This is a genomic window from Allosaccharopolyspora coralli (assembly GCF_009664835.1).
Lineage (GTDB): Bacteria > Actinomycetota > Actinomycetes > Mycobacteriales > Pseudonocardiaceae > Allosaccharopolyspora > Allosaccharopolyspora coralli.
In genome coordinates this window covers 823588-844008 of record NZ_CP045929.1, presented here as the reverse complement: position 1 = coordinate 844008, position 20421 = coordinate 823588, and the positions used below count along the sequence as shown (strand labels likewise).

Annotated in this window: 13 protein-coding genes and 1 pseudogene; 3 read left to right on the top strand and 11 right to left on the bottom strand. The window is 68.5% G+C overall.

Annotation, left to right across the window (positions count from 1 at the left end; genetic code table 11):
* Window positions 1-45: 45 nt before the first annotated feature.
* The 5 genes from GIY23_RS04015 to GIY23_RS03995 all read right to left on the bottom strand — a co-directional run bounded on the left by GIY23_RS04015 (window position 46) and on the right by GIY23_RS03995 (window position 6829).
* Entirely contained in the window at window positions 46-3000 is a 2955-nt protein-coding gene (locus tag GIY23_RS04015; protein WP_154075424.1) for an AAA family ATPase, read from the bottom strand.
* A complete protein-coding gene (locus tag GIY23_RS04010; RefSeq protein ID WP_154075423.1) occupies window positions 2997-4178 on the bottom strand; it encodes an exonuclease SbcCD subunit D in 1182 nt (393 codons plus the stop codon). The genes GIY23_RS04015 and GIY23_RS04010 overlap by 4 nt, the downstream gene beginning before the upstream one ends.
* A 133-nt stretch (window positions 4179-4311) precedes the next feature.
* A complete protein-coding gene (locus GIY23_RS04005; RefSeq protein ID WP_228717678.1) occupies window positions 4312-4836 on the bottom strand; it encodes a DUF1707 SHOCT-like domain-containing protein in 525 nt (174 codons plus the stop codon).
* A gap of 56 nt (window positions 4837-4892) precedes the next feature.
* On the bottom strand, window positions 4893-6263 hold the full coding sequence (gene tnpB, locus GIY23_RS04000; RefSeq protein ID WP_154075421.1) for an IS607 family element RNA-guided endonuclease TnpB: 1371 nt from the start codon (window positions 6261-6263) through the stop codon (window positions 4893-4895).
* Window positions 6260-6829: an IS607 family transposase gene (locus tag GIY23_RS03995; RefSeq protein ID WP_154075420.1), complete on the bottom strand. Its 570-nt coding sequence runs from the start codon at window positions 6827-6829 to the stop codon at window positions 6260-6262. The genes tnpB and GIY23_RS03995 overlap by 4 nt, the downstream gene beginning before the upstream one ends.
* A gap of 337 nt (window positions 6830-7166) precedes the next feature.
* On the opposite strand from GIY23_RS03995, the gene GIY23_RS03990 reads away from it, so the two are divergent.
* Window positions 7167-8072 (top strand): DNA recombination protein RmuC, encoded by a 906-nt coding sequence (locus tag GIY23_RS03990; RefSeq protein WP_187352125.1) that lies wholly within the window; start codon window positions 7167-7169, stop codon window positions 8070-8072.
* Between the two features lie 119 nt (window positions 8073-8191).
* On the opposite strand, the gene GIY23_RS03985 is transcribed toward GIY23_RS03990, so the two are convergent.
* Window positions 8192-9685 (bottom strand): FGGY-family carbohydrate kinase, encoded by a 1494-nt coding sequence (locus GIY23_RS03985; protein ID WP_154075418.1) that lies wholly within the window; start codon window positions 9683-9685, stop codon window positions 8192-8194.
* Window positions 9686-9739: 54 nt separating this feature from the next.
* A complete protein-coding gene (locus tag GIY23_RS03980; protein ID WP_154075417.1) occupies window positions 9740-11158 on the bottom strand; it encodes an L-fucose/L-arabinose isomerase family protein in 1419 nt (472 codons plus the stop codon).
* A gap of 192 nt (window positions 11159-11350) precedes the next feature.
* Here GIY23_RS03980 and GIY23_RS03975 point away from each other — a divergent pair, with 192 nt between their 5' ends.
* On the top strand, window positions 11351-12352 hold the full coding sequence (locus GIY23_RS03975; RefSeq protein WP_154075416.1) for a LacI family DNA-binding transcriptional regulator: 1002 nt from the start codon (window positions 11351-11353) through the stop codon (window positions 12350-12352).
* Between the two features lie 141 nt (window positions 12353-12493).
* Here the strand turns inward: GIY23_RS03975 and GIY23_RS03970 are convergent, their stop codons facing one another.
* A complete protein-coding gene (locus GIY23_RS03970) occupies window positions 12494-15028 on the bottom strand; it encodes a glycoside hydrolase family 172 protein (RefSeq protein ID WP_187352017.1) in 2535 nt (844 codons plus the stop codon).
* Between the two features lie 618 nt (window positions 15029-15646).
* Between GIY23_RS03970 and GIY23_RS23455 the strand changes: the two are divergent.
* Window positions 15647-16646: pseudogene (locus tag GIY23_RS23455) on the top strand (IS30 family transposase).
* A 23-nt stretch (window positions 16647-16669) separates the two neighbouring features.
* Here the strand turns inward: GIY23_RS23455 and GIY23_RS03960 are convergent.
* Genes GIY23_RS03960 through GIY23_RS03950 form a run of 3 tightly spaced genes read right to left on the bottom strand, consistent with a single transcriptional unit; the run spans window position 16670 to window position 20296 of the window.
* Window positions 16670-17680 carry a substrate-binding domain-containing protein gene (locus GIY23_RS03960; protein WP_154075415.1) on the bottom strand — a complete coding sequence of 337 codons (1011 nt, stop codon included), beginning with the start codon at window positions 17678-17680 and terminating at the stop codon, window positions 16670-16672.
* A gap of 28 nt (window positions 17681-17708) precedes the next feature.
* Window positions 17709-18719, bottom strand: coding sequence for an ABC transporter permease (locus GIY23_RS03955; RefSeq protein WP_222850313.1), 1011 nt, complete (start codon window positions 18717-18719; stop codon window positions 17709-17711).
* Between the two features lie 29 nt (window positions 18720-18748).
* Window positions 18749-20296: a sugar ABC transporter ATP-binding protein gene (locus GIY23_RS03950; RefSeq protein ID WP_154075413.1), complete on the bottom strand. Its 1548-nt coding sequence runs from the start codon at window positions 20294-20296 to the stop codon at window positions 18749-18751.
* Between the last annotated feature and the right edge of the window lie 125 nt (window positions 20297-20421).

The window sequence follows — 20421 nt, the reverse complement described above, 5'->3', positions numbered from 1 at the left end:
CTCGTGGGGCGAAAGTGCCGTTCACCTCAGTGGGGCTGGATGGGTTCAGGTGAGGATGGTGAGGGAGGAGCCCGCGCGGGACTTGCGGACGTGCAGTTGCGAGCTGATCCGCTGTCGCATCTCCGTGACGTGCGAGACCAGCCCCACGACACGGCCCCCCGCTCGCAACTCGTCGAGCGTGTCCATCACCAGGTCGAGCGTGTCCGCATCGAGCGTGCCGAAACCCTCGTCGATGAACAACGTGTCGAGCAAGGCACCCCCGGTGTCGGCGGCGACGACGTCGGCGAGCCCGAGCGCCAGCGACAGCGAAGCGAGAAACGACTCGCCACCCGAGAGCGTCTTCGTCGGGCGTGCATGGCCGGAGTAGTCGTCCAGCACGTCGAGGCCCAGTCCGCCCCGCGTTCCCCGCGCACCGGCGGCGTCGGAATGCACGAACGAGTACCGGCCGTCACTCATCCGTTGCAGCCGATGAGTGGCCGCGACCGCCACTTCTTCGAGGCGGGCCGCGAGGACGTACGACTGCAACGAGATCTTCCGGGAGTTCTGACCACGGCCGTTCACCACGTCGGCGAGCGCCGCCAGTTCGGCGTGGGCGGCCCGGACCGGCTCGGCCTCGGCCCACGCCTTGCGCAACCGCTCGGCGAGCTGTTCCACGGTGGTGTGCCGTTGCTCGGCGGAACGGGCGGCCGCGGTGGCGTTCTCTGCGGTCGTCCGCGCGGTCGCAGCCGCCTCCTCCACACCGTCGAGGCTGATCTCCTGGTCCGGGTCGACGCCGAAAAGCTCGGCGTCGCCGAGCGTCGCGCGTGCCGTCGCCGCGCGCTGCTCCGCGTCGGTGAGCGCGTCGGTGAGTTCGGCGACGCGCTCCGCATCGCGTTCGGCGGCCAACGCCGCGTCCACACCCTCGAAGCCCGCTTCCGACGCGGCCTGCCCGACCGCGTCGCGCTGCTCCGAGACCCGGCGCTGCGTGTCGTCCCTGGCGAGTCGAGCCGTGACGAGCCTGTCGACCCGCTCGGCCAGGTCGAGCCGGTGTGCACGGTGCGCGGCGACGCTCGGGTGCTCGCCGCGTGCCTCGTCGAGCTGCTTGTCCCGCTCGGTGACCGCGGTCGCCAGTGAGTCGTGCTCGGTTCTCGCCGAGGCGAGCGCGGCGGCCAATTCGCTGCGTTGCTTGGCGACCGATTCCGACTCCGACTCGTGCTCGCCGAGTTTCTTCGTCAGTTCCGGCACCTTCTCGGCCGCGGAGCGCAACGTATCCCGCTCGTGGGTGGCGGTGCCCAGTGCCTCATCGAGGTCGTCGGCAGAACGGTCGCTGAGTCGCTCACGAAGACGCGTACACGTCCGTTCCGCCTCGGCGACAGCCCGGGCCGACTCGTCCCGTCTGGCGTGCGCGCGCTGCTCGACCGCACGGGCCTCTTCCTCGTCCTCCGGGCCGACCGGCTCGTCGACCGGCTCCCCCGGTGCGGGGTGTGCCTGCGAGCCACACACCGGACACGGTGCGCCCTCGGACAGTCCGGCGGCGAGCTCGGCCGCCATCCCCGCCAGCCGGCGCTCCCGCAGGTCCGCCACGCGGTCCCGCGCACTCTGATGCTCGTCGATCGCGGCGCGGGCACTCTCACTCGCCTGTTCGTGGGCAGCGTCGGCGGCGGGGAGTTCCCGAGCGACCTGGCGGAGCGCCGTGAGTTCGTCGACCTTGTCCGAGGCCGGTCCGAGGCGGGTCTGTGCCTGCTGTGCCTCGTCCAGTGCCCTGCGGGTCTCGGTGATCCGTTCCGGAAGCCGTTCGGCCTGTTCGTCCAGCGTGCGCACCTGTGTGTCGCCGTCGGCGATGCGCGCTGTGAGATCGGCCAGCGTGGCACGGTCGGTGTCCTGCTGGCTCGCCACCGCCACCAGCTGTGCCAGCGCACCCGCCTGTTCGCGGTCCCTGCCGGCCGCCGCGCGCAGCGTGTCGACGGGGGCATCGGTGTCGACGCCGACACACCGTGCCGACGCGGTCTCGAAATCGGCCTGGGCGCGCTCGTGCTCCTGCTCGACGCGTCGCAAGGTGTGCTGTGCCGCGACCACCGGCGCGGCGCGCTGAGCACCGTCGCGTTCCACACGCCAGCCGTCGTGGGTATCCCGTTGCGCGGCCAGGTCGGCCAGTTCGGCGTTGGCGTGCCGCACGCGACGGACCTTGCCCGCGAGATCCCGTCGCTCGGCGAGCAGCGCCTCCGCGGTGTCCCGCTCACGCCGCGCACGCTCGTGACCGACCTGGGCCTCCTCCCGCTGTCGAAGAGCCGCCTTCTCGACGTCCTCGAGCCAGTCCTGTTCGGACTCGTACTCCGCGGCGTCGGTGCCGCTGACCTGCGAGACCCGTGCGACGAGGTCGCGCAGAACGCCGTCGTGCTCCTCGACGGCGCGCAGGCTCTCCCGGCGTCGCTGGACGAACCACTGCTCGGCGTCGGCGAAACGCCGGGTGCCGAACAGCTTCTCCAGCAGCGCGGCACGTTCGGACGTGTCGGCGCGCAGGAACCGGGCGAACTCGCCCTGCGGCAGCAGGACCACCTGAAAGAACTGTTCCGCGCTCATACCCAGGAGTTGGTGCACCGTGCGGGCGACCTCGTCGATGCGTGTGTGCCCCTCGGCGGACTGCCCCTCGGGCACCGAGTCGAGCCAGCTGAGCGACGCGCGGGCCTGCTGGGTGGTGTAGCCGTCGCCGCGCTTCTTCGGGCGCTGGTACTCGGGACTGCGCTCGATCCGCAGCCGGTGGCCCTGCACGGTGAGTTCCAGCGCGACCGTCGTCGGGGTTCCTGCGTCGGCCGTGTCGCAGCGCAGCCGCTTCACCTCGTCCCGCGCTCCGGGAACCCGGCCGTACAGGGCGAACGCGATCGCGTCGAGCACCGTGGTCTTTCCTGCGCCGGTGTCCCCGTGCAGCAGGAACAGTCCGTCTTCGCCGAGTGCGTCGAAGTCGACGGACTCGTGGCCCCGGTACGGGCCGAACGCGGACAGTTCCAGCGAGTGCAACCTCATCCAGCGGCCTCCGCGACGTCGGCGGACCGCAGGGCCTCCGACAGCAGCTCCTGTTCGGACGTGGTCGGCTCGGAGCCCCGACAGTCGGCCACGAAACCGCGCGCGAGCGTGTGGTCGTCACGTCCGCGAACCGCCTCGGAGTAGCGCAGCGTCGACGTCGCGCGACCGGCGTCGGGCTCCCACTCGAGATGCACGGCGTGCGGGAATCGCTGTTGCAACCGACGCATCGCCTCGAGCGGACGCACCTCGTCGGTCAGCGTCGCGGACAGGTAGGCCTCCTCCAGGTCCGCGTACTGCTCGTGGGCGAGCAGGTCGTCCAACGTGGCCCGCACGGTCGCGAGCCGTCGCGGGACCGGCAGCTCCCGGCGTTCGACGCCCGCGAGTCCGCTCTCGGCGAGGTCGACCAGCCACACGGATTTCCGTTGCCGTGCCTCGGAGAACGAGTACGCGACCGGGCTGCCCGAATAGCGCAGGTGCTCGTCGAGGCGTTGTGGCCCGTGCAGGTGCCCGAGTGCCACGTAGTGGGCGCCGTCGAACACCGAACCCGGCACCTGTTCGACACCGCCGACCGCGATGGTGCGTTCCGACTCGGTCGGCTCGCCTCCGGTCACGAAGGCGTGCGCGAGGACGACGGAGCGGGTTTGCGATGCGCGAGCGCGGAGATCGGTGGTGATGCGCCGCATCGCCTCGGTCAGTACCGCTGCGTGGCCGCGAGCGTCGACATCGCCCGCGCCTGGCACGTCACCACAGGACTGCAGGGCACGACGAGCGGGATCCGGTTCCAGGTAAGGGATTCCGTAGAAGGCGACGGGGCCGTGCGCGTCGTCGAGCAGCACCGGCTCGTGCAGACCACAGATCCGGGTGCGCAGGTGCAACCCGCCCGCCGCTGCGAACTCGGCGAACGCACCGACACGAGCAGCGGAGTCGTGGTTTCCCGGGGTCACCACGATCTGCGCTCCCGCTTCCCGCACACGGGCGAGCACGCGGACGCACATCTCGACGGCCTCGCCGGAAGGAACGGCGCGGTCGTAGAGGTCCCCGGAGATCACGACCACGTCGACGCGTTCCGTGGTGACCAGGTCCGCCAATCCGGACAGCACCTGTTCCTGATCGGCGAGCAGATCACGACCGTGGAACGTCCGGCCGACGTGCCAGTCGGAGGTGTGCAGCACCCGCATGGGATCAAGCTAACCGGGCGGCCCGACATCGACCGGGACCCCCCGGATCACTTCGGCGTGTCGGACAGCGAACCGGGCGACGCCGTGCTCAGCCGGCTCGGCGGCCAGGCATGATCGTCACGGAACGGGCCGCTCAGCCCTCGTCGTCGTCATCGAGGTCGACCCCGTCCTCGATCTCCTGCTGGGTGAGGATGTCGACGCTGCCGAAGGCACCCCGAGCGTCGACGACGACCTCGCGTTCGCCCTGTCCGGTGCACGCGGCGAGGCAATCCACACCGCCGAACATCAGCAGGCCTTCCTGCACCACCTGCGTACCGTTCGGCACCACCACCGTCGCGGAACCGAACAGGACGCCGACTTGGACCGACCCGTCCGCCGCCGAGACGACCCGTTCACCGAAGACCGACGCGCCGTCGTCGGAGGTCGCGACGTAACTGCCCAGCAGAAGGACACCCAGCGCCATCACGACAGGAGGAATCAGTCCCGCCCACGTGCCTCGCCGATCCGAATCCGACGTCTCCACCGACGAAGAGGCCTCCTCCGCTCGCGCCGGAGGTTCACCGTCGGTCAGCTCGGGCAGATCGTTCGTCAGCACGTCGAGGTCACTGCGGGTCTTCGCGGACCAGCACCGCGCCGCGCGGTCGTCGTACTCGGCCAGCGTCAGGAACCGTTCAGAAAGTGTGTAAAAACGTGCACTTCCTGAGCTACGTATCGCTACGCAGCCTTGGCCGCACCGTCCGGTGCGGCCTTCCCGTGGCGATACCCCACGCCAGCAGAGCTGGTCTTACCAGGGTTTCCAGCGGGCTCGTTTTCCGTCCCGGCGCAACTCTCCGTGGACGTGCCACCCGCAGCCTCGGCCAGTCCGGCGAGGTTGCGGGCGGCGTTGAGGTCACGATCCAGGGACAGGCCGCAGGCATCGCAGTTGAAGGTCCGCTCGGACAGGCGCAGCTTGGTTTTCACCGCGCCACAGGCCGAGCAGGTTTTGCTGGATGGGTACCACCGGTCGGCGACAACCAGGCGACGTCTGTTCCAGGTAGTTTTGTAGTCGAGTTGGCGCCGCAGCTCGCCCATGCCCACGTCCGCGATCGAGCGGGACAAGGTGCGGCTTTTCAGCATCCCGGCCACGTTCAGGTCCTCGACCACGACCGTGTCGAACTCGTCGACGAGTCGGCTCGACAGCTGGTGCAGCCCCTCGGCGCGGGCGTTCGCGACATAGTGCTGCACTCGACGCACCCGGTCTTGCGTGTCGTGCCACCGGTTCGACGGTTTCTGCTTGGTCCGCTTGTCCGGACCCGTGCGGCGGGACGTCTGCCGTTGCAGTCGGCGCAGTTTCCGCTGCGCACGGTCCAGGTGCTTCGGATTCGACACGTGTTCGCCGGTGGAGAGCACCGCCAGGTGCTTGACCCCGAGGTCGACGCCCACGGTGCCGCCGGTGGTAGCCGGTTGCGGTTGGTCGCGTTGCACTTCGGCTTGCAAGGACACCAACCACCGGCCCCTGCGATGCGACACGGTGGCTTTCAGGATGCGGGCGGTGTCGGCCTCGATGCGCCGGGCGAGTTTCCGGGTCGACTCGTGGGTGCGCACGGTGCCGATCGTCGGCAGCCGCACGTGCCGCCGATTGCGTTGAGCGAGTCCGAACGCGCCGGTGGTGAACGTGGCAGACCAGGTAGAGCGCTTCGACTTGAACCGGGGGAATCCCACCCGCTTACCGACCCGCTGCCCTTTCCGGGACCGGTTCCAGTTGTTCAACGCGGTCGCGAGGTTGGCCAGCCCGGACGAGTACGCCTCCTTGGAATTCTCGGCCCACCAGGGCGCCACCGCGTGCTTGGCGGCGTTCCAGGTTTTCCGCAGACTGTAAGCGGACCAGTTCAGACCGGGCGTCACCTCGTCTTCGGATACGCCGTACGAGCCTTCCGCTTCCTGCTGGTCGAGGTTGGCTTTCACCCGGGCCAAGGCCCAGTTGTAGGCGAACCGTTGCCCGCCGCAGTTGCTGCGCAACGCGTCTGCTTGCTGCTCGGTCGGGGCCAGCGCGAACTCATACGCCTGCACCGTGAACCCCGGTCGGGGCTGGAACGTCCGGCTCATCGCGGCGGCACCTCCGCAGCTTTCAGGGCTGCTTTCGCCCGTTTCGCTGCGGACCGGCGCCCGTACAGCCGGGCGCACATGCTGGTGAGCACCTCGGTCACATCGCGCACCAGGTCATCTTCCACTTCGGCATCGTCGAGGACGACGATCCGGCGGGACTGTGCGGCGAGTGCGGCTTCGAGGTGTTCGACGCCGAACCGGGCGAGACGGTCGCGGTGCTCCACCACGATCGTTGTAGCAGCCGGGTCTGACAGGAGTGTGCGGAGTTTCGGCCGGTTGCCGTTCAGCCCGGAGCCGACTTCGGTGACCGTGCTGTCCAGGGTGAAGTCCTGTCGGGCGCATTCCTGCGCGACCCGTCCGGCTTGCCGGTCGAGGTCGTCGCGCTGGTCCGTGCTGGACACGCGGCAGTACGCCACCGTCCGCCCGGACTCGGTGGCCGACGGTTCGACCAGGATCGTGCCCGTATCAAGCTGCCGAGCAGGCGCGGGCAACGTGCCCGCATGGAACCAACTCAACGCAGCCCGATACGACACACCCTGTGCACGCGCCCACTCCTTCAACCTCACCCGTACAGAACAACACACGATGACACGGAACTACTCAGAACCAGCAACAGTTAAGCACCCCTCCGCCTGCGCCTTCTGCAGCTGGGCGTCCACCTCTCGGCGCGCGCTGTCACCGACGCGAATGCTGTCCGGATCCGTCACACCCGTCAGTATGACCCGACTCTCGGCGCCTCGTCCGCGGAACCCGATGAACAGGACTTTTCGCGCCGGGCCGACACGCGGGCGGCATGTCCGCCGACGTTCTTGTCGGTGGTGTGCGCCATGATCGTCGCATCAGACACACCACCCATCGACGAGGGAGGACACCAGCGTGAGTACCGGGGTGCTCGTCACGATCATGGTCGTACTGGTGCTGCTGTTCGCGGCCGCACTGGCACTGCTGTGGCGGCTCTACAGCGACAGCGCCCGGCGCGCCGACCAGGCACTGCGCATGGTCGAGGCCGAACGCGCCCGCACCTCCGAGCAGCAGGCGGCACTGCGCCGCTACGAGGTCACGTTCGCCTCCATCACCGGTCGCGGTGAGCTGGGGGAACAGGTGCTCGTCGAGACGGCTCGCGCACTCGGCCTGCGGGAGGGCGTGCACTTCGAACTGCAGGCCGACGTCGCCGGCGGTGGCGCGGCGAAACCGGACATGGTGCTCACCGTGGGGGGTGGGCGGAAGGTTCCGGTCGACGCGAAGGCCAGCCTGGCGGTGTGGGCCGAGGCGATGGAGACCGACGACCCGGAGGAACGTGCCGACGCCCTGCGGGTCCACGTCCGTAACATCCGCTCCCGGGCGACGGAACTCGCGGGCAAGGGGTACCAGCGGTGGGCGGACGCCATCTACGGCTCGATCATGTTCGTCCCCTCGGACGCTGCCGTGATCTCAGCGCTCGACACCGACCCGCAACTGCTGTCGTGGCTGTTCGGCAAGCGGGTGTTCCTCTGCGGACCGACCGGGTTCGCGGTGCTGGCCTCGGCGGCCATGTTCGCCGCGACCGAACGGACGCTGGCCGAAGACATCGACCAGGTGCGCTCGCACGCGCTCCGCGCGCAACGTGCGGCCTCCGGGGCGGTCGAGGCGGTCAACCTCTCCAGCACACACCTGCAGCGGTTCGTCTCCGCGCGGCGCAGGGAGCTGGAGGCACTGGAGTCCTTCCGCAGTGCCGTCCAGCCGTTGTCGGACACGGCGGGATCCGCGACGGCGGTCCCCGCCGTCCGCCGCGACGACGACGCGCTCGCGATCGGCGCCGACGAGTCGTGACCACGCGGATCCGCCGACGGAGAAACTCATTGCACGATGAGCTGTCGTCGAGCCGCTGATGCGAGGGGGCGGTGAGGTTCCGCCACCCGACACACTAAGCAACACCTACCGAAGAAGCTCTACCAATCCGCGGCGCGCTGCTCGTCGGCCAGAAAGTGCGTGATGTCCACAGTGGAATCGTAGAGCCGCCGGTACTTCTCGTAGAACGCGCCGTACTTGGCGGTGTTCGCCGAGTCCGGGTGCACCACCCGTTCCACGGGATTCCACTTCTCGGGCGCGACCGCGGCACCGGTGCCCACTCCGGCGAGCAAGGCATCCCCCAGTGCCGCCCCGACGGTCTCGCCCGGCACCTGCTGTTCCCGGGCGGTGACGTCCGAGACGATCTGCGTCCACAACCCGCCCTGCGTGCCCCCACCCACTGCGACGAGCCTGCCCACGCCACCGCCGGCCTCGCCCATGGCTTCGAGGTTGTGCCGGACGCCGTAGGCAATCCCTTCCAACGCGGCGCGATACACCTCGCCACGACCGTGGCTGGTGGTCAGACCGGCGAGGACGCCGCGCGCGTCCGGGTCGAAGATCGGTGTGCGCTCACCCGCGAAGTACGGCAGCAACAACAACCCCCGGCTGCCCGCGGGCACGGTGGCGGCTTGTTCCACGAGGTCACGGAATTCCCCGCCGACGAGCCTGCGCAACCAGTCCGTCACCGCTCCGGACGTGGCCATGCCCGCCGCCAGGGTGTAGGTGTCCGGGAAAGCCCCGGCCGTTCCCCACAACGCCGGGTGCGGGCGCGGGTCGGTGAGGACTTGGACGAAGAACATCGTGGTGCCGTACATGAGCATCACGTCGCCGGGTTCGCGCACTCCGACGCTCGTCGCTTCCGCCCACGCGTCGACGGTGCCAGCGGTCACGGGCAACCCCTGCGGCAACCCGGTCTCGGCGGACGCTGTCGGGCCGACCTCACCGACGACCTCCGTCGGCCAGGCGAGTTCGGGCAGCGGCAGACCCCCGGCCACGCGCTGAGTCCACTCGGCGGACCAGTTCTTCGCGTGCAGGTCGTAGAGCGGGTCGCACTGGCTGGCCGAGTGATGGTCGAGCACGTACCGCCCGGTGAGCCGGTGCACGAGATAGGAGCTGCACATGAGCAACATCTCGGTGCGGGCGTAGACGTCGGGTTCGTTCTTGGCGAGCCAGCGGATCTTGGGGCCCACGGCTTGGCTGCTCAGCGCCGAGCCACCCCGGCGCAGGATCGCCTCGGCACCGAACTCCTCGTTGAGTTCGTCGATCTCGGCGGTGGCCCGGGTGTCGACGCCGTAGAGGATCGCGGGCCGCAACGGGGTCCCCGCGCCGTCAGCGGGAAGCAGGACCGGACCGATACCGCTGATCCCGAGGCCGGCCAACCGCCGGCCATCCGCCTGCGGGAGCAGTTCGGCGAGCAGGGCACGGAAATCCTTCCACCACACCGTTTCCGCGTCGTGTTCGACCCACCCCGGATGCGGATACGACGTCTCGTGCGGCGTTGTCGCCCGAGCCACGATCGTGCCGTCGGTGGAGACCAACACACCCTTCGAACTCGAGGTCCCGATGTCGACCCCGACCAGGAGTTCCTCAGCCATCACCAGACCCCTTCCGCAACGGTGCTCAACACGCGATCGTCAGCGACGGAGCGGTTACGACTCCCGCGACCACTCGTCCAGGTGGATGTCCAGTTGCCGTGCCACCGCACGCATCGCCGCGCGGTGGTCGCCCGGTACGGCGTGGATGTGGTTCGCCCCGAACTTCGAGAGGAACACCTCACCCGGCGCGTCGAGACGCGCGAAGGCGTGCGGCCATTCCGGTGTGGACTGATCCACGAGCACCTTGTTCGTCGCCGCGTCGTAGTTCTCGAACTCGCCGAGCATGAGCTGCAGTCGGTACTCACCGCCGTCGCGCGTGAGCCTGCCGAGCGTCATCTGCCCTGGAGCGGCGATGTGCTGCACGGACGCACCACCTGCCGGGAAGAAGAACACCTCGGGATAGAAGTTCACCTGGGCGAGGTTCTCCGCCGGGTCGTCGCTGCGCGCGGCGAACCAGGTGGCGTGCTGCCCGGAGTTACAGAGGTCCCAGATGTCGCGGTCGGCGTGGTAGTGACGGACGTCGGCGAACAGAACCGGCGTGTCGGCGACCTTCTTGAGCAACTGCATGGTGAGCGCACCGTCCATGTCGGCCTCGGTGGCGCACACGTGGGTCTGTTTCGGCCCGTTCCAGTCGTAGGGGTCGTTGAGGAACGCTTCGGTGACGTCCATGGTCGCGAAGTGCTCGGTGAGTTCGGGCTGGCCTTTGATGCCCGAGAAGTCGAGGTGGCGTTCGCCGATGATGTCGCGCACTGCGAGATAAGAACGGATCTGTCGTTCGAGCAGCTCCGGGGTGAGCTTCTTGCCGTCGTAGTGCACCCCGGCGGCGTGCTGCTCGATCCATTCGCGGCCGCGGCGAGCTTCGGCCGCATCGGCACGTTCGGCGCGCAGGACGAGTTCGTACTGGTCGATCTCTTCGACGTCGATACCGAACAGGGCCTGCCACTGGTCGGTGTTCGCCACGGCGGTGTTCATCCCCATCGGGCGTCCGCCGAAGCGGCCGAAGGTAGAGCCTCGCAGCGAGGAGACGGCTCCGGCCGCTGTGGCCTGCACGCTGATCTTCTCCGCGAGCTCGCGGTCGTCGGGAGCGCCCCAGGCGCGGGTATGGGTACGGCCGATCTGGTCGAGTGCGCCGCCCGCGGCGAGCATGCCGACGAGCCCCGGTTCGGTGGGGTCGGTACTGGCGACGAGCACCAGCGGGCTGCGCGTAGCATCGGCGGCGAGCATCGTGAAGTGCGGGAACGCCCACACCGTGTAGTACAGGACCGTGACGTCGACGTCGGCGGCGGCGACTTTCCTGGCCACCGAACTCGCCAGCGTGTTCGTCGCGACCAGTTCGTCGCCGACGACGACCTCGTGGCCGGCCTCTTTCAACGAGTGGACCAAGGCGTCTTGTTTGCCCTGGATGAAGTCCGCGTTTCGCGCGTGGACGTGGTCACGTCCGTCGGAAATGCTGATCACGCCGATACGAGCCACGAGATCCTCCCAAGAATGCGGACTTCGTTGTCACGACCACGGGGGCTACCGGACCGGGGCGGCAAACGTGTGTGCGGATTGCTGCCCTCTCGCGGTGAGCAATCGTTTTCTCGGAAGCTATTCTGGGCGGACGAGCGCTGTCAAGGCTGCCGTCGAAGGACGGTTCGGTCGGTGGAAACAAGGGAGGTCGGCGTGGCGACCATCAGTGATGTGGCGGCCATGGCGGGCGTGTCCACGGCGACCGTGTCGCGCGCACTCAACGGCAAGAGCACGGTCGATCCGGAGCTGGTGGCGCGGGTCGTCGCCGCCGCCGACGATCTCGGATATCGCCCGAACGGCCCGGCCCGCAGCCTGCGCAAGCAGGAGACGGCGGTGCTCGCGTTGATCATCTCCGATGTGGAGAACCCGTTCTTCACAGCGATGGCGCGCGGAGTCGAGGACGTCGCGCACGCGGCCGGGTACTCCGTCGTGTTGTGCAACTCCGACGACGAGCCGGACAAGGAGCGGGAGTACCTCGACGTCGCGTTGCAGGAGCGTGTGGCGGGCGTGCTGTTGTCTCCGACGGGGCGCGGGGACAGCGCCGAACTGCTCCGGGTGCACGACACGCCGGTGGTGGCGGTGGACCGGCCGCTGCCGGGTTGGGGCAGTGACGCGGTGCTCGTGGATTCCCGGCTCGCGGCGAAGCAGGCGACACTGCACCTCGCACACCAGGGATACCGGCGCCTGGGGTGTGTCACCGGCCCGAGTGGCGTTCCCACCGCCGACGAGCGGCTCGCGGGGTTTCGCGACGGCTTGCGCGTGGCGAAGCTGCGCAGCAGCAGCGCACTGGTCCGCCGCACGGAGTTCAAGGCCGCGGGGGCGAGGCGTGCGGCGCACGCGCTGTTGACGGCCGACGAGCCGCCGGACGGATTGCTGGTGGCGAACAACTCGATGGCGATCGGCGTGCTGGAGACGCTCGCGGACCTGGGGCTGCGCGCGGGCCGGGACGTGGGTGTAGTGGCCTTCGACGACGCGCCCTGGGCGTCGCTGGTCGATCCGCCGTTGAGCGTGGTGGCTCAGCCTGCCTACGACGTCGGGGCGGTAGGCGCCCAGCTGCTCCTGCGGCGCATCGGCGACGAGAACCCCGACGGGAACTCCTCGACCACCACACTCTCGGCGCACCTCGTCGCCCGAGCCAGCACCTCCCACACCTGAACGAGGCGAACGGCACTTTCGCCCCACCAGACGAGGCGAAAGTGCCGCTCGCCCCAACACCCGAAATGAGGCGAACGGCACTTTCGCCTCATGAGACGAGGCGAAAGTGCCGTTGGCCTCGTTCGCGACGAGGAGCGCCGCTCAGCGGGAGAACACGGTGTACCGGGACGCGGACCACGGCGGGGCGTCACCCCGAGGGATGATCTCCACCCTCACCTGCTCCTTGCCCTGGGTCAGCTCGGCAGGCACGTCGAAGTGGTCCTCGAGCCAGCGGTCGGTGCCGTTGCCGAGTGGCTGCATCCAGGAACCGGCGGGCGCGCCGTCGACGAACACGTCGGCTTGCTGGTATGCGGCGATCTGGTCGGAGAGTCGGCGTAGCCGCACACCCTCGTTGTCCGCGTCGACCCCGACCGTGAAGCTCACCGGCCCCGTCGCGGTGGTGGTGGTCCTGGTGAACGGCTGGTTGTTCTGGTCTCCTTCGAATCGGGAGGTGAGGTCCTCGAGGTTCTCACCGGCAGCGGTGTACTGGTGGGATTCCCGGTCGGCCGGGTCGGCGACGTCGACGACGTCGGTCTCGGTATGGCTGGACGGGTTGCCGCCGTACCAGTAGGCCGTCGAGCTGTAGTCGCCCGGTTCGTCGTTGGCGGGCCCGTGTTCGATGCCTGCGACCATCCCGTCGCTGAACGGCACCGCGTCGGGAACCTGCAGACGGTAGGCACCGGTGCAGTCGTACTGACACCCGTCGCCGTTGATCTCGTGTGCGGGATTGCCCGCGAGCGGCATCGAGAACGTGGTGCCTGCCCGGAAGTACCAGCCGGACTCGTAGTAGTCCTCGCTGCCAGTCCCGTACCACGCCGGGGTGGACGACCCGTCGACGAAGAACCGTTCGTCACCTTCGAGATAGTTGCGTTGGTTGGAGACCGGATCCTCGCGGGACAACGGTTGCAGGTCGGTCGACTCGCGGGTCGAGTTCGGCGGAATCAGGCCACGCATGGTGTGCGTGACTCCGTAGAAGGTCCCGGAGCCTTCGGCGTTCATGAAGTTCCAGTCCTCGCCCGGGGTGGTCAGACCGCGCCGGGACGTCGTGTTGAAGTACCCGGTGTCGGTATCGATGTCAGCGGCGGCCGTGCTGACCTCGCCGGTGCCGGTTTCGAGCGCCACGGGTCCGGTGTTGACGAGTTCGACCTTCGCGTCCGAACTGAACGGCATCGGCCACCACGCCGTGTACCACCCGTCCTGACCGGGGTCGATGGAGCTCATGAGGGTCCGCACGTCGTGCTCGCCTAGCCCGGATCCGAAGAACTCACCGACCGGCGAGTCCACCGTGGTCTTCCCGTCGAAGGTGATGCGCAGGCGCAGCGTGTCGAGCAGCGTCTTCGACGCGGCAACCTCCTGCTCGCTGAACCCGTAGCGTCCGACGAGCTTTTCCCTGGCGAACACGGGATTGTCGATGCGGTATCCGTGAGCCTGCTCCTCGCCGGGGTGGCCTGGCCCGAGGTCGAGGACGTCGGTGCGAACCCACTCGCCGTTGACCTTCGACTGCACGTCGTAGCGGAACTCGTTGACGTCCAGCGAGGACGAGACGAACCGGTTGTCGATCTGCACCGACGACTTTCCCTGGGTGATCGCGGGGTCGACCTCGATGGCCTGCACTCCCCACCCGCCGGGTTGTGCGGCGCCGCTGCGCCATTCGCCCGCGGGGACACCGTCGACGGACAGGCTCGCGACCTGGTCGGCGATCTGCGGATCGAATCGCCGGACGATGCGAATCCCCTCGTTCTCCGGCGCGACGGCCATGCGGAAGCTGCTTCCGCCTGCGGCACCGAAGGCTCGGCCGTCGTCGACAACCCGCGGGCTCGGCACCACCTGGGGCAGTCGCAGCCGGAGCTGGTTGATCTGTGCGGGTCCGTCCACAGCGGCGATCTCGGTACTACCACCGGGCGGCAGCGTGAAGTCCTGACGCGTGGTGTCGGTGTTGTCCGCAGTGGTTTTCGGGTCGGCGACGCCGAAGCGGCGCAGCTTGTTCAGCACGTCGGTCGCGGGGTCGGCGGGGTCGAAGGTCCGGACCCCGTCCGCGCTCGGGAACGTCCGGTAGTCGACGTGGTAGAAGAACGGGTTCTCGTCCGTGGTGATCCGCATCGATTCCCGGTAGGGCATCGGCACCTTGATGACCACGCCGCCTGCGGCGTCCTCCGGGTTGCCGACCAGCGGCCAGACGAACGGCGCACCCACCTCGCCGGAGACCACGTCGATCAGCGGGGCGTCGAGGACGGTGCGGCCGTCGAGTTCGATGGTGATGTTGCCGGTCCCGGTGACGTCGCCCCAGGGCTCGCGGGTCAGCCAGATCGAGGACACCTCGCCTGCGCCTTCCCGTTCGGCGATGACGCATCCGCGGTCGCTCTGCCGCAGGCACGAGTAGGTTCCCTGGAAACCGTCGTTGTTGCTGCCGTCGTCGGCGAAACTGGAGAACTGCCTGCTGCGCTCCTGCCCCCGCAGCTGGGAGAAGCCGTCGATGTTCCGGTAGGTGTCCCAGCCGACCGCGCTCGCAGAGGCGCCGGGGTCGGTCTGGGCCTGTGCGGTGTCGCCGTCGATTCCGGCGGCGGGTGTGACCATCGCGAGTGCCGCGATGGCGAGGACAGCCCCGAAGCGCCGGAGCCCGCGTCGTCGTCTCATCATGCTCGCCTCCACTCCTCACCGACCGGCCGCAGACTCCACAGTGGATTTCTCGAGGCGTGTGGCTCCGGGACACGATGGTGGTGCGACTCGAATTCGTCGAATCCGGCCGCAGCAGAGACACTCGGCTCGCCGGTTCGGACGAAGGACGGGCATCGACACCGATGTCGGAAGCCATTCCGATTCCGGTGCCGATGATGATCTGCGTTCGATGGTCACCGATCACCGTGAATTCCGGCAACCACCACGGGGCGTTTTCCGGAGGAATGGCCGTGATGGAGCAATGAGACGCCGGAGCGTGTTCAATCCGGACAGCTCATGTGGTCGACACATTCCCGTTCGGGGGACCGCCGAGGAGGTTCGGACACTCAGGGAGGCGATCTCGGTCACGATTCCGCGCCACCGAGCGACCGCGGCCGTGAATGGCGGGCCCTGGTTCCGAAAACTCCGGGTTCCGTTCCCGAAAGAATCGACGTGAGCACGTCGACGAAATCGGGCAGCAGAATGCGGCCGTTCCGCGCGAACGCAACGGCCGCACCTTGATCTCAACCGGTGTAAGCACGTGATCTTGGTGTAGGTATGTCGTCGGTGGAGTGTGGAAGGCCGACGAGGAGTGTCCGGGTGGGACAGCGCACGATGTTGACGGGCGGCGATCGGGAAGAGATCTCGCGCGGTATCGCCGAGGGCGTGGACCAGGCGGTGATCGCGGAGCGGATCGAGCGGAATCCCAGCGTGGTCAGCCGCGAGATCCGTCGCCATGGCGGCCGGGCGCATTACCGGGCCCAGGTAGCCGTACGACAGGCCACGTCGGCACGAGCGCGGCCGAAGATCCGCAAGCTGGATACAGATCCGGTGCTGCGTGAGGTGGTCACGACCAAGCTGCGGGAGGGCTGCTCGCCGGACCAGGTCGCGGGCCGGTTGCGGCACGAACGGCCGGGCCAGCAGGCTTGGCAGGTGTCTCACGAGGCGATCTACACCTGGATCTATGCGCTGCCCACCGGCGAACTGGCTCGTCAAGGCATCTGGCTGCGCTCGGGGCGTAGCCAGCGGCGCTCCCGTGGCCGGGCCCGCAGCTCGGGTGCGCGGATCGTGGGTATGCGCTCGATCGAAACGCCCGGCCGAGGTCGCCGACCGCAGGGTGCCCGGACACTGGGAAGGGGATCTCGTGGTGGGCAAGGGCGGCAAAACCGCCATGGCCACCCTGGTCGAGCGTACGTCGCGCTACACCTGCTGTGTGGCGCTGCCCGACGGCAGGCATGACGCCACCACGACCCACGACGCACTCCTGTCGAAGATCAACGACATGCCGTCGCATCTGCTCACCAGCCTGACCTGGGATCAGGGTTCGGAGATGGCACGCCACGCGGCGTTGTCGCTGGCCGCCGACGTCGACATCTACTTCGCCCACCCGCACTCGCCGTGGGAACGCGGCACGAACGAGAACACCAACCGGCTGCTGCGCGAATACTTCCCCAAAGCAACCGACATCACCGACCACCAGTCCTACCTGGACACCGTGGCCGAAGAACTCAACAACCGCCCCCGCCGTATACTCGACTACCGAACCCCAGCAGAAGTCTTCACCGAGCTCCTCACCAGCTCACTTGCTTCCACCGACTGACACCGCCCACTCCTGCCCGCGGATCAGTTCTGGTTCAGCCGCTGGTACACCTCGGCGGCGTTCTGCTGCGTCACCAGTTGCGTCGGCAGCGTCTGCTGCTTCGGCACCTGCTCGCAGTCGACGAGGAGCTTCTTGGCGGCCTCGACCGCTTCCTGCCCGCCCGTCGGGTAGACGAACGTCGCCGCGAGTCGACCCTGCTCGACCGCCTTGATGCCACCGGACTCGATCGGTAGGCCGTCGATGCCGACGAACTCCATGTCCTGCACCCGTCCAGCGGCTTCGGCGGCGAGGTAGGCACCTTCGGCCATCGGGTCGTTCTGCGAGTAGACGGCGTCGATCTGCGGGTGCGCCTTCAGCAGTGCGTCCATCTGCTGCTGGCCGACCGAGCGCTCCCACTCGCCGTCGACGGTGTCGATGATCTCGATGTTCGAGCCCTCGATGCCCTGCTTGAATCCCGCTTCCCGCTCGGCGGCGGGCGTGGACCCGGACAGACCCTTGATCTGGACGATCTTGCCGCCGTCGGGGAGCAGCTGCTGGGCGAAGAACTGGCCGGCTTGACGGCCGATCTCGGTGTTGTCGGAGCCCACGAACGTGGTGTACGCGTCGCCCTCGACCTTGCGGTCGAGCAGCACCACCGGAATCCCCTCGTTGTAGGCCTTCTTGACGACTTCGGTCAGCGGCGCGGCCTCGTTCGGCGAGATCATCAGCAGGTCGACCTGCTGGGTCATCAGACTTTCGACGTCACTGACCTGCTGAGAGTTGTCTTTCGCCGCGTCGAGGAACTTCACCTCCTCGAACTGCGGCACCTTCTCGGCCGCCTTCCTGATGTCCTCGTCCATCCGGACGCGGTACGGCTCGGCGAGGTTCGCCTGGCTCATCCCGATCGTGTACCTGCCGTCCGGCCCCTGGCAGTTCTGCGTCGGGTCCTGCGGCTGCACCTGGCCGGTGTTCTGGCTGGTGGTTCCGCAACCGGCGGCCGAGAACGCGGCCGCGGCGCACCCGACGGCGATCCAGGACTTCATCGTCTTGCGCATCGTGCATTCCTCCCGGGTGGACCGTCTCCTACTGCGTGGGCCGGAGCCGCTGCAAAGCCGCCGCAGCCACGATCACGAGTCCTTTGATGAGCAACTGGATATCGGTGTCGACACTGTTGAGTTGCAGAATGTTGTTGAGAATGCCGAGAAGCAGCGCGCCCGCGATGGTGCCGACGACCGAGCCGCGTCCACCGGCGAGACTCGTGCCTCCCACCACGACGGCCGCGATGCCGTCGAGTTCGTAGGCGATACCGTCGTTCGGGCTGCCGGTGTTGAGCTGTCCGGCGTGGACGATGCCGGCGAGCGCGGCACACAGGCCGGCGATGACGAACGCGGTGATCTTCACCCGGTTCACCGGGACACCGGACAACCGTGCCGCCTTCTCGTTGCCACCGATCGCGTACAGGTGCCGCGAGTAGGCGCTGGTGCGCAGGAACAGGATCGCCGCCACCGCCACGATCGCGAAGATGATCGCCGGGATCGGCACCACACCGCCGAACGTGCGCTCACCGAGCAGCGAGAACGCCATCGGCGCCTGGTCGGGGCCGTCGCCGTAGGAGATCTGCACCGTCTCCCCGCCGGACCACATGCGCGCCAGCCCCCGCGCGATCTGCAGCCCGGCCAGCGTCACGATGAACGCCTGCACCCCGAGCAGCGCGACCGCCGCCCCCTGCAGGAACCCGAACACAGCGCCCGCGAGCAGGACCAGCAGCACCGCCGGGATCATGCCGAGGTTGTTCTCCACCATCAGCACCGCCGAGCCGACGGCGGCGAGCCCGAGCACCGACCCGACCGAGAGGTCGATGCCGCCGATGAGGATGACGAAGGTCAACCCGATCGCGATGATGCCGATCTCGGAGACCTGCCGGGTGATGTTGAACAGGTTGTCGCTGGTGAGGAACAGGATCTGCCCGTCGCTGTTGCGCGGCGAGAACACGATCGCCGCGAGGAAGACGGCCAGCAGACCGAAGAAGCTCTGGAACCGGAACAACGAATCGACCAACCCGGTCCGCGAACTCGGCGACGCTCCCGTCGCCACCGCCGTGTCCGCCTCGTCGCGCGTCTCGCTCACCGTGCACCTCCCCCCGTGCCGACCCGCTCCCCCATCGCGGCGGCGAGCAAGTCGGCCTCCGTCACGTTCTCGGTCTCGTACTCGGCGACGCTGCGGCCGCCGCGCAACACCACGACGCGGTGGCACACGCCGACCAGCTCCGGCAGTTCCGACGATGCGAGCAGCACGCCGATGCCGCGCCCGGCGATCTCGCTGAGCAGCTGGTAGATCTCGGCTTTCGCCCCGATGTCGACGCCGCGCGTCGGGTCGTCGAGCAGGAGCAGTTTCGGCTCGGTCAGCAGCATCCGGCCGAAGACGACCTTCTGCTGATTGCCGCCGGAGAGGGTGCCGACGGGGTCGGCGATGCGGCCGAGCTTGACCTTGAGCTGGTCGACGGTGCGCTGCGTCTCCGCCACCTCGGAGCGGCGTCGGACCAGACCCGCCGTTCGGAGCCGGTCCACGATCGAGACCACGGTGTTGGCGAGCACCGAGTGGTTGAGCACGAGGCCGGAACTGCGCCGGTCCTCCGGCACGAACGCGATGCCCAGACGCAGCGCGGCACGGGGACTCCCGGGCCGGACGTGTGCGCCGTCCAGTTCCGCCGTGCCGTCCCACTGCCCCGAGGAACCCGCGCCGTAGAGGGATTCGAGCAGTTCGGTGCGCCCCGCGCCGAGCAGGCCGCACAACCCGACGATCTCCCCGGATCGGACGGTGAGGTCGATGCCGTCCGGTTCGCGCCTGCCGACCCGAGGGCGTGTCGGGCGGACCGCCAGCCCGGTGACACGCAGCAAGTCCTCGCCCACCGGGCCGTGCTCGTCCCGCAGTATCGTGCGGACCTCACGGCCGACCATCGCCTCCGCGGCTTCGTCAGCGGTCATCCGCTGCGCGTCGAACTCGGCGACGTGCCTGCCGTTGCGCAACACCGTCGCCCGGTTGGCGATTCGTCCGATTTCGTCCATTCGGTGCGAGATGTAGAAGATGCCGGTTCCCGACCGGCGCAGCTCGGAGATCACCGAGAACAGCCGCTCCACCTCGGTGTTGGACAAGGCCGACGTCGGCTCGTCCATGATCAGCACGCGGGCGTCGAGTGCCAGCGCCCGCGCGATCGTGACGAGCTGCTGCTCGCCGACGCGGAGCTCACCGACCGGCCGGGACGGGTCGAGGTCGATGCCGGTGCGGGCGAGGACGTCGCGAGTCGCGGCAGCCATCGTCCGCCGGTCGATCACCCCGAACCGTCGGACTTCGCGCCCCAGAAAGAGGTTCTCGGCCACCGACAGGGCGGGCACGAGGTCGAGCTCCTGATGGATCATCGCGACACCGGCCGCTTGGGCGTCGGCGGGCTTGCCGAAGCGGACAGGCGTGCCGTCGACGGACACGTCGCCCTCGTAGTCAGAAACCTCGCCGGAGAGGACCTTCATCAACGTCGACTTGCCCGCGCCGTTCTCACCGAGCAGCGCGTGCACCTCACCCGCGTACAGGGACGAGCTCACCGCGTCACAGGCCAGAACTCCGCCGTATCGCTTGGTGATCCCAGTCATCTCGACCAGGGGTGATGCTGCACTCATCGGGCCCCCGTTCACGCCGCCGCGGCGAGAAAACGATTGCTCGAAGCTAAGAGGGGCGGCGCTGCGTGTCAAGACTCACACGCCCTGTCACCTCGCTCGGCGCAGACGTGCCGATGCGTGGTCGT

What these genes read in the sequence shown, in the direction of transcription:
- GIY23_RS04015 (WP_154075424.1), bottom strand. Translation starts at nt 3,000, where the DNA reads ATGAGGTTGCACTCGCTGGAACTGTCCGCGTTCGGCCCGTACCGGGGC.
- GIY23_RS04010 (WP_154075423.1), bottom strand. Translation starts at nt 4,178, where the DNA reads ATGCGGGTGCTGCACACCTCCGACTGGCACGTCGGCCGGACGTTCCAC.
- tnpB (WP_154075421.1), bottom strand. Translation starts at nt 6,263, where the DNA reads ATGAGCCGGACGTTCCAGCCCCGACCGGGGTTCACGGTGCAGGCGTAT.
- GIY23_RS03990 (WP_187352125.1), top strand. Translation starts at nt 7,167, where the DNA reads ATGGTCGTACTGGTGCTGCTGTTCGCGGCCGCACTGGCACTGCTGTGG.
- GIY23_RS03985 (WP_154075418.1), bottom strand. Translation starts at nt 9,685, where the DNA reads ATGGCTGAGGAACTCCTGGTCGGGGTCGACATCGGGACCTCGAGTTCG.
- GIY23_RS03970 (WP_187352017.1), bottom strand. Translation starts at nt 15,028, where the DNA reads ATGATGAGACGACGACGCGGGCTCCGGCGCTTCGGGGCTGTCCTCGCC.
- GIY23_RS03960 (WP_154075415.1), bottom strand. Translation starts at nt 17,680, where the DNA reads ATGCGCAAGACGATGAAGTCCTGGATCGCCGTCGGGTGCGCCGCGGCC.
- GIY23_RS03950 (WP_154075413.1), bottom strand. Translation starts at nt 20,296, where the DNA reads ATGAGTGCAGCATCACCCCTGGTCGAGATGACTGGGATCACCAAGCGA.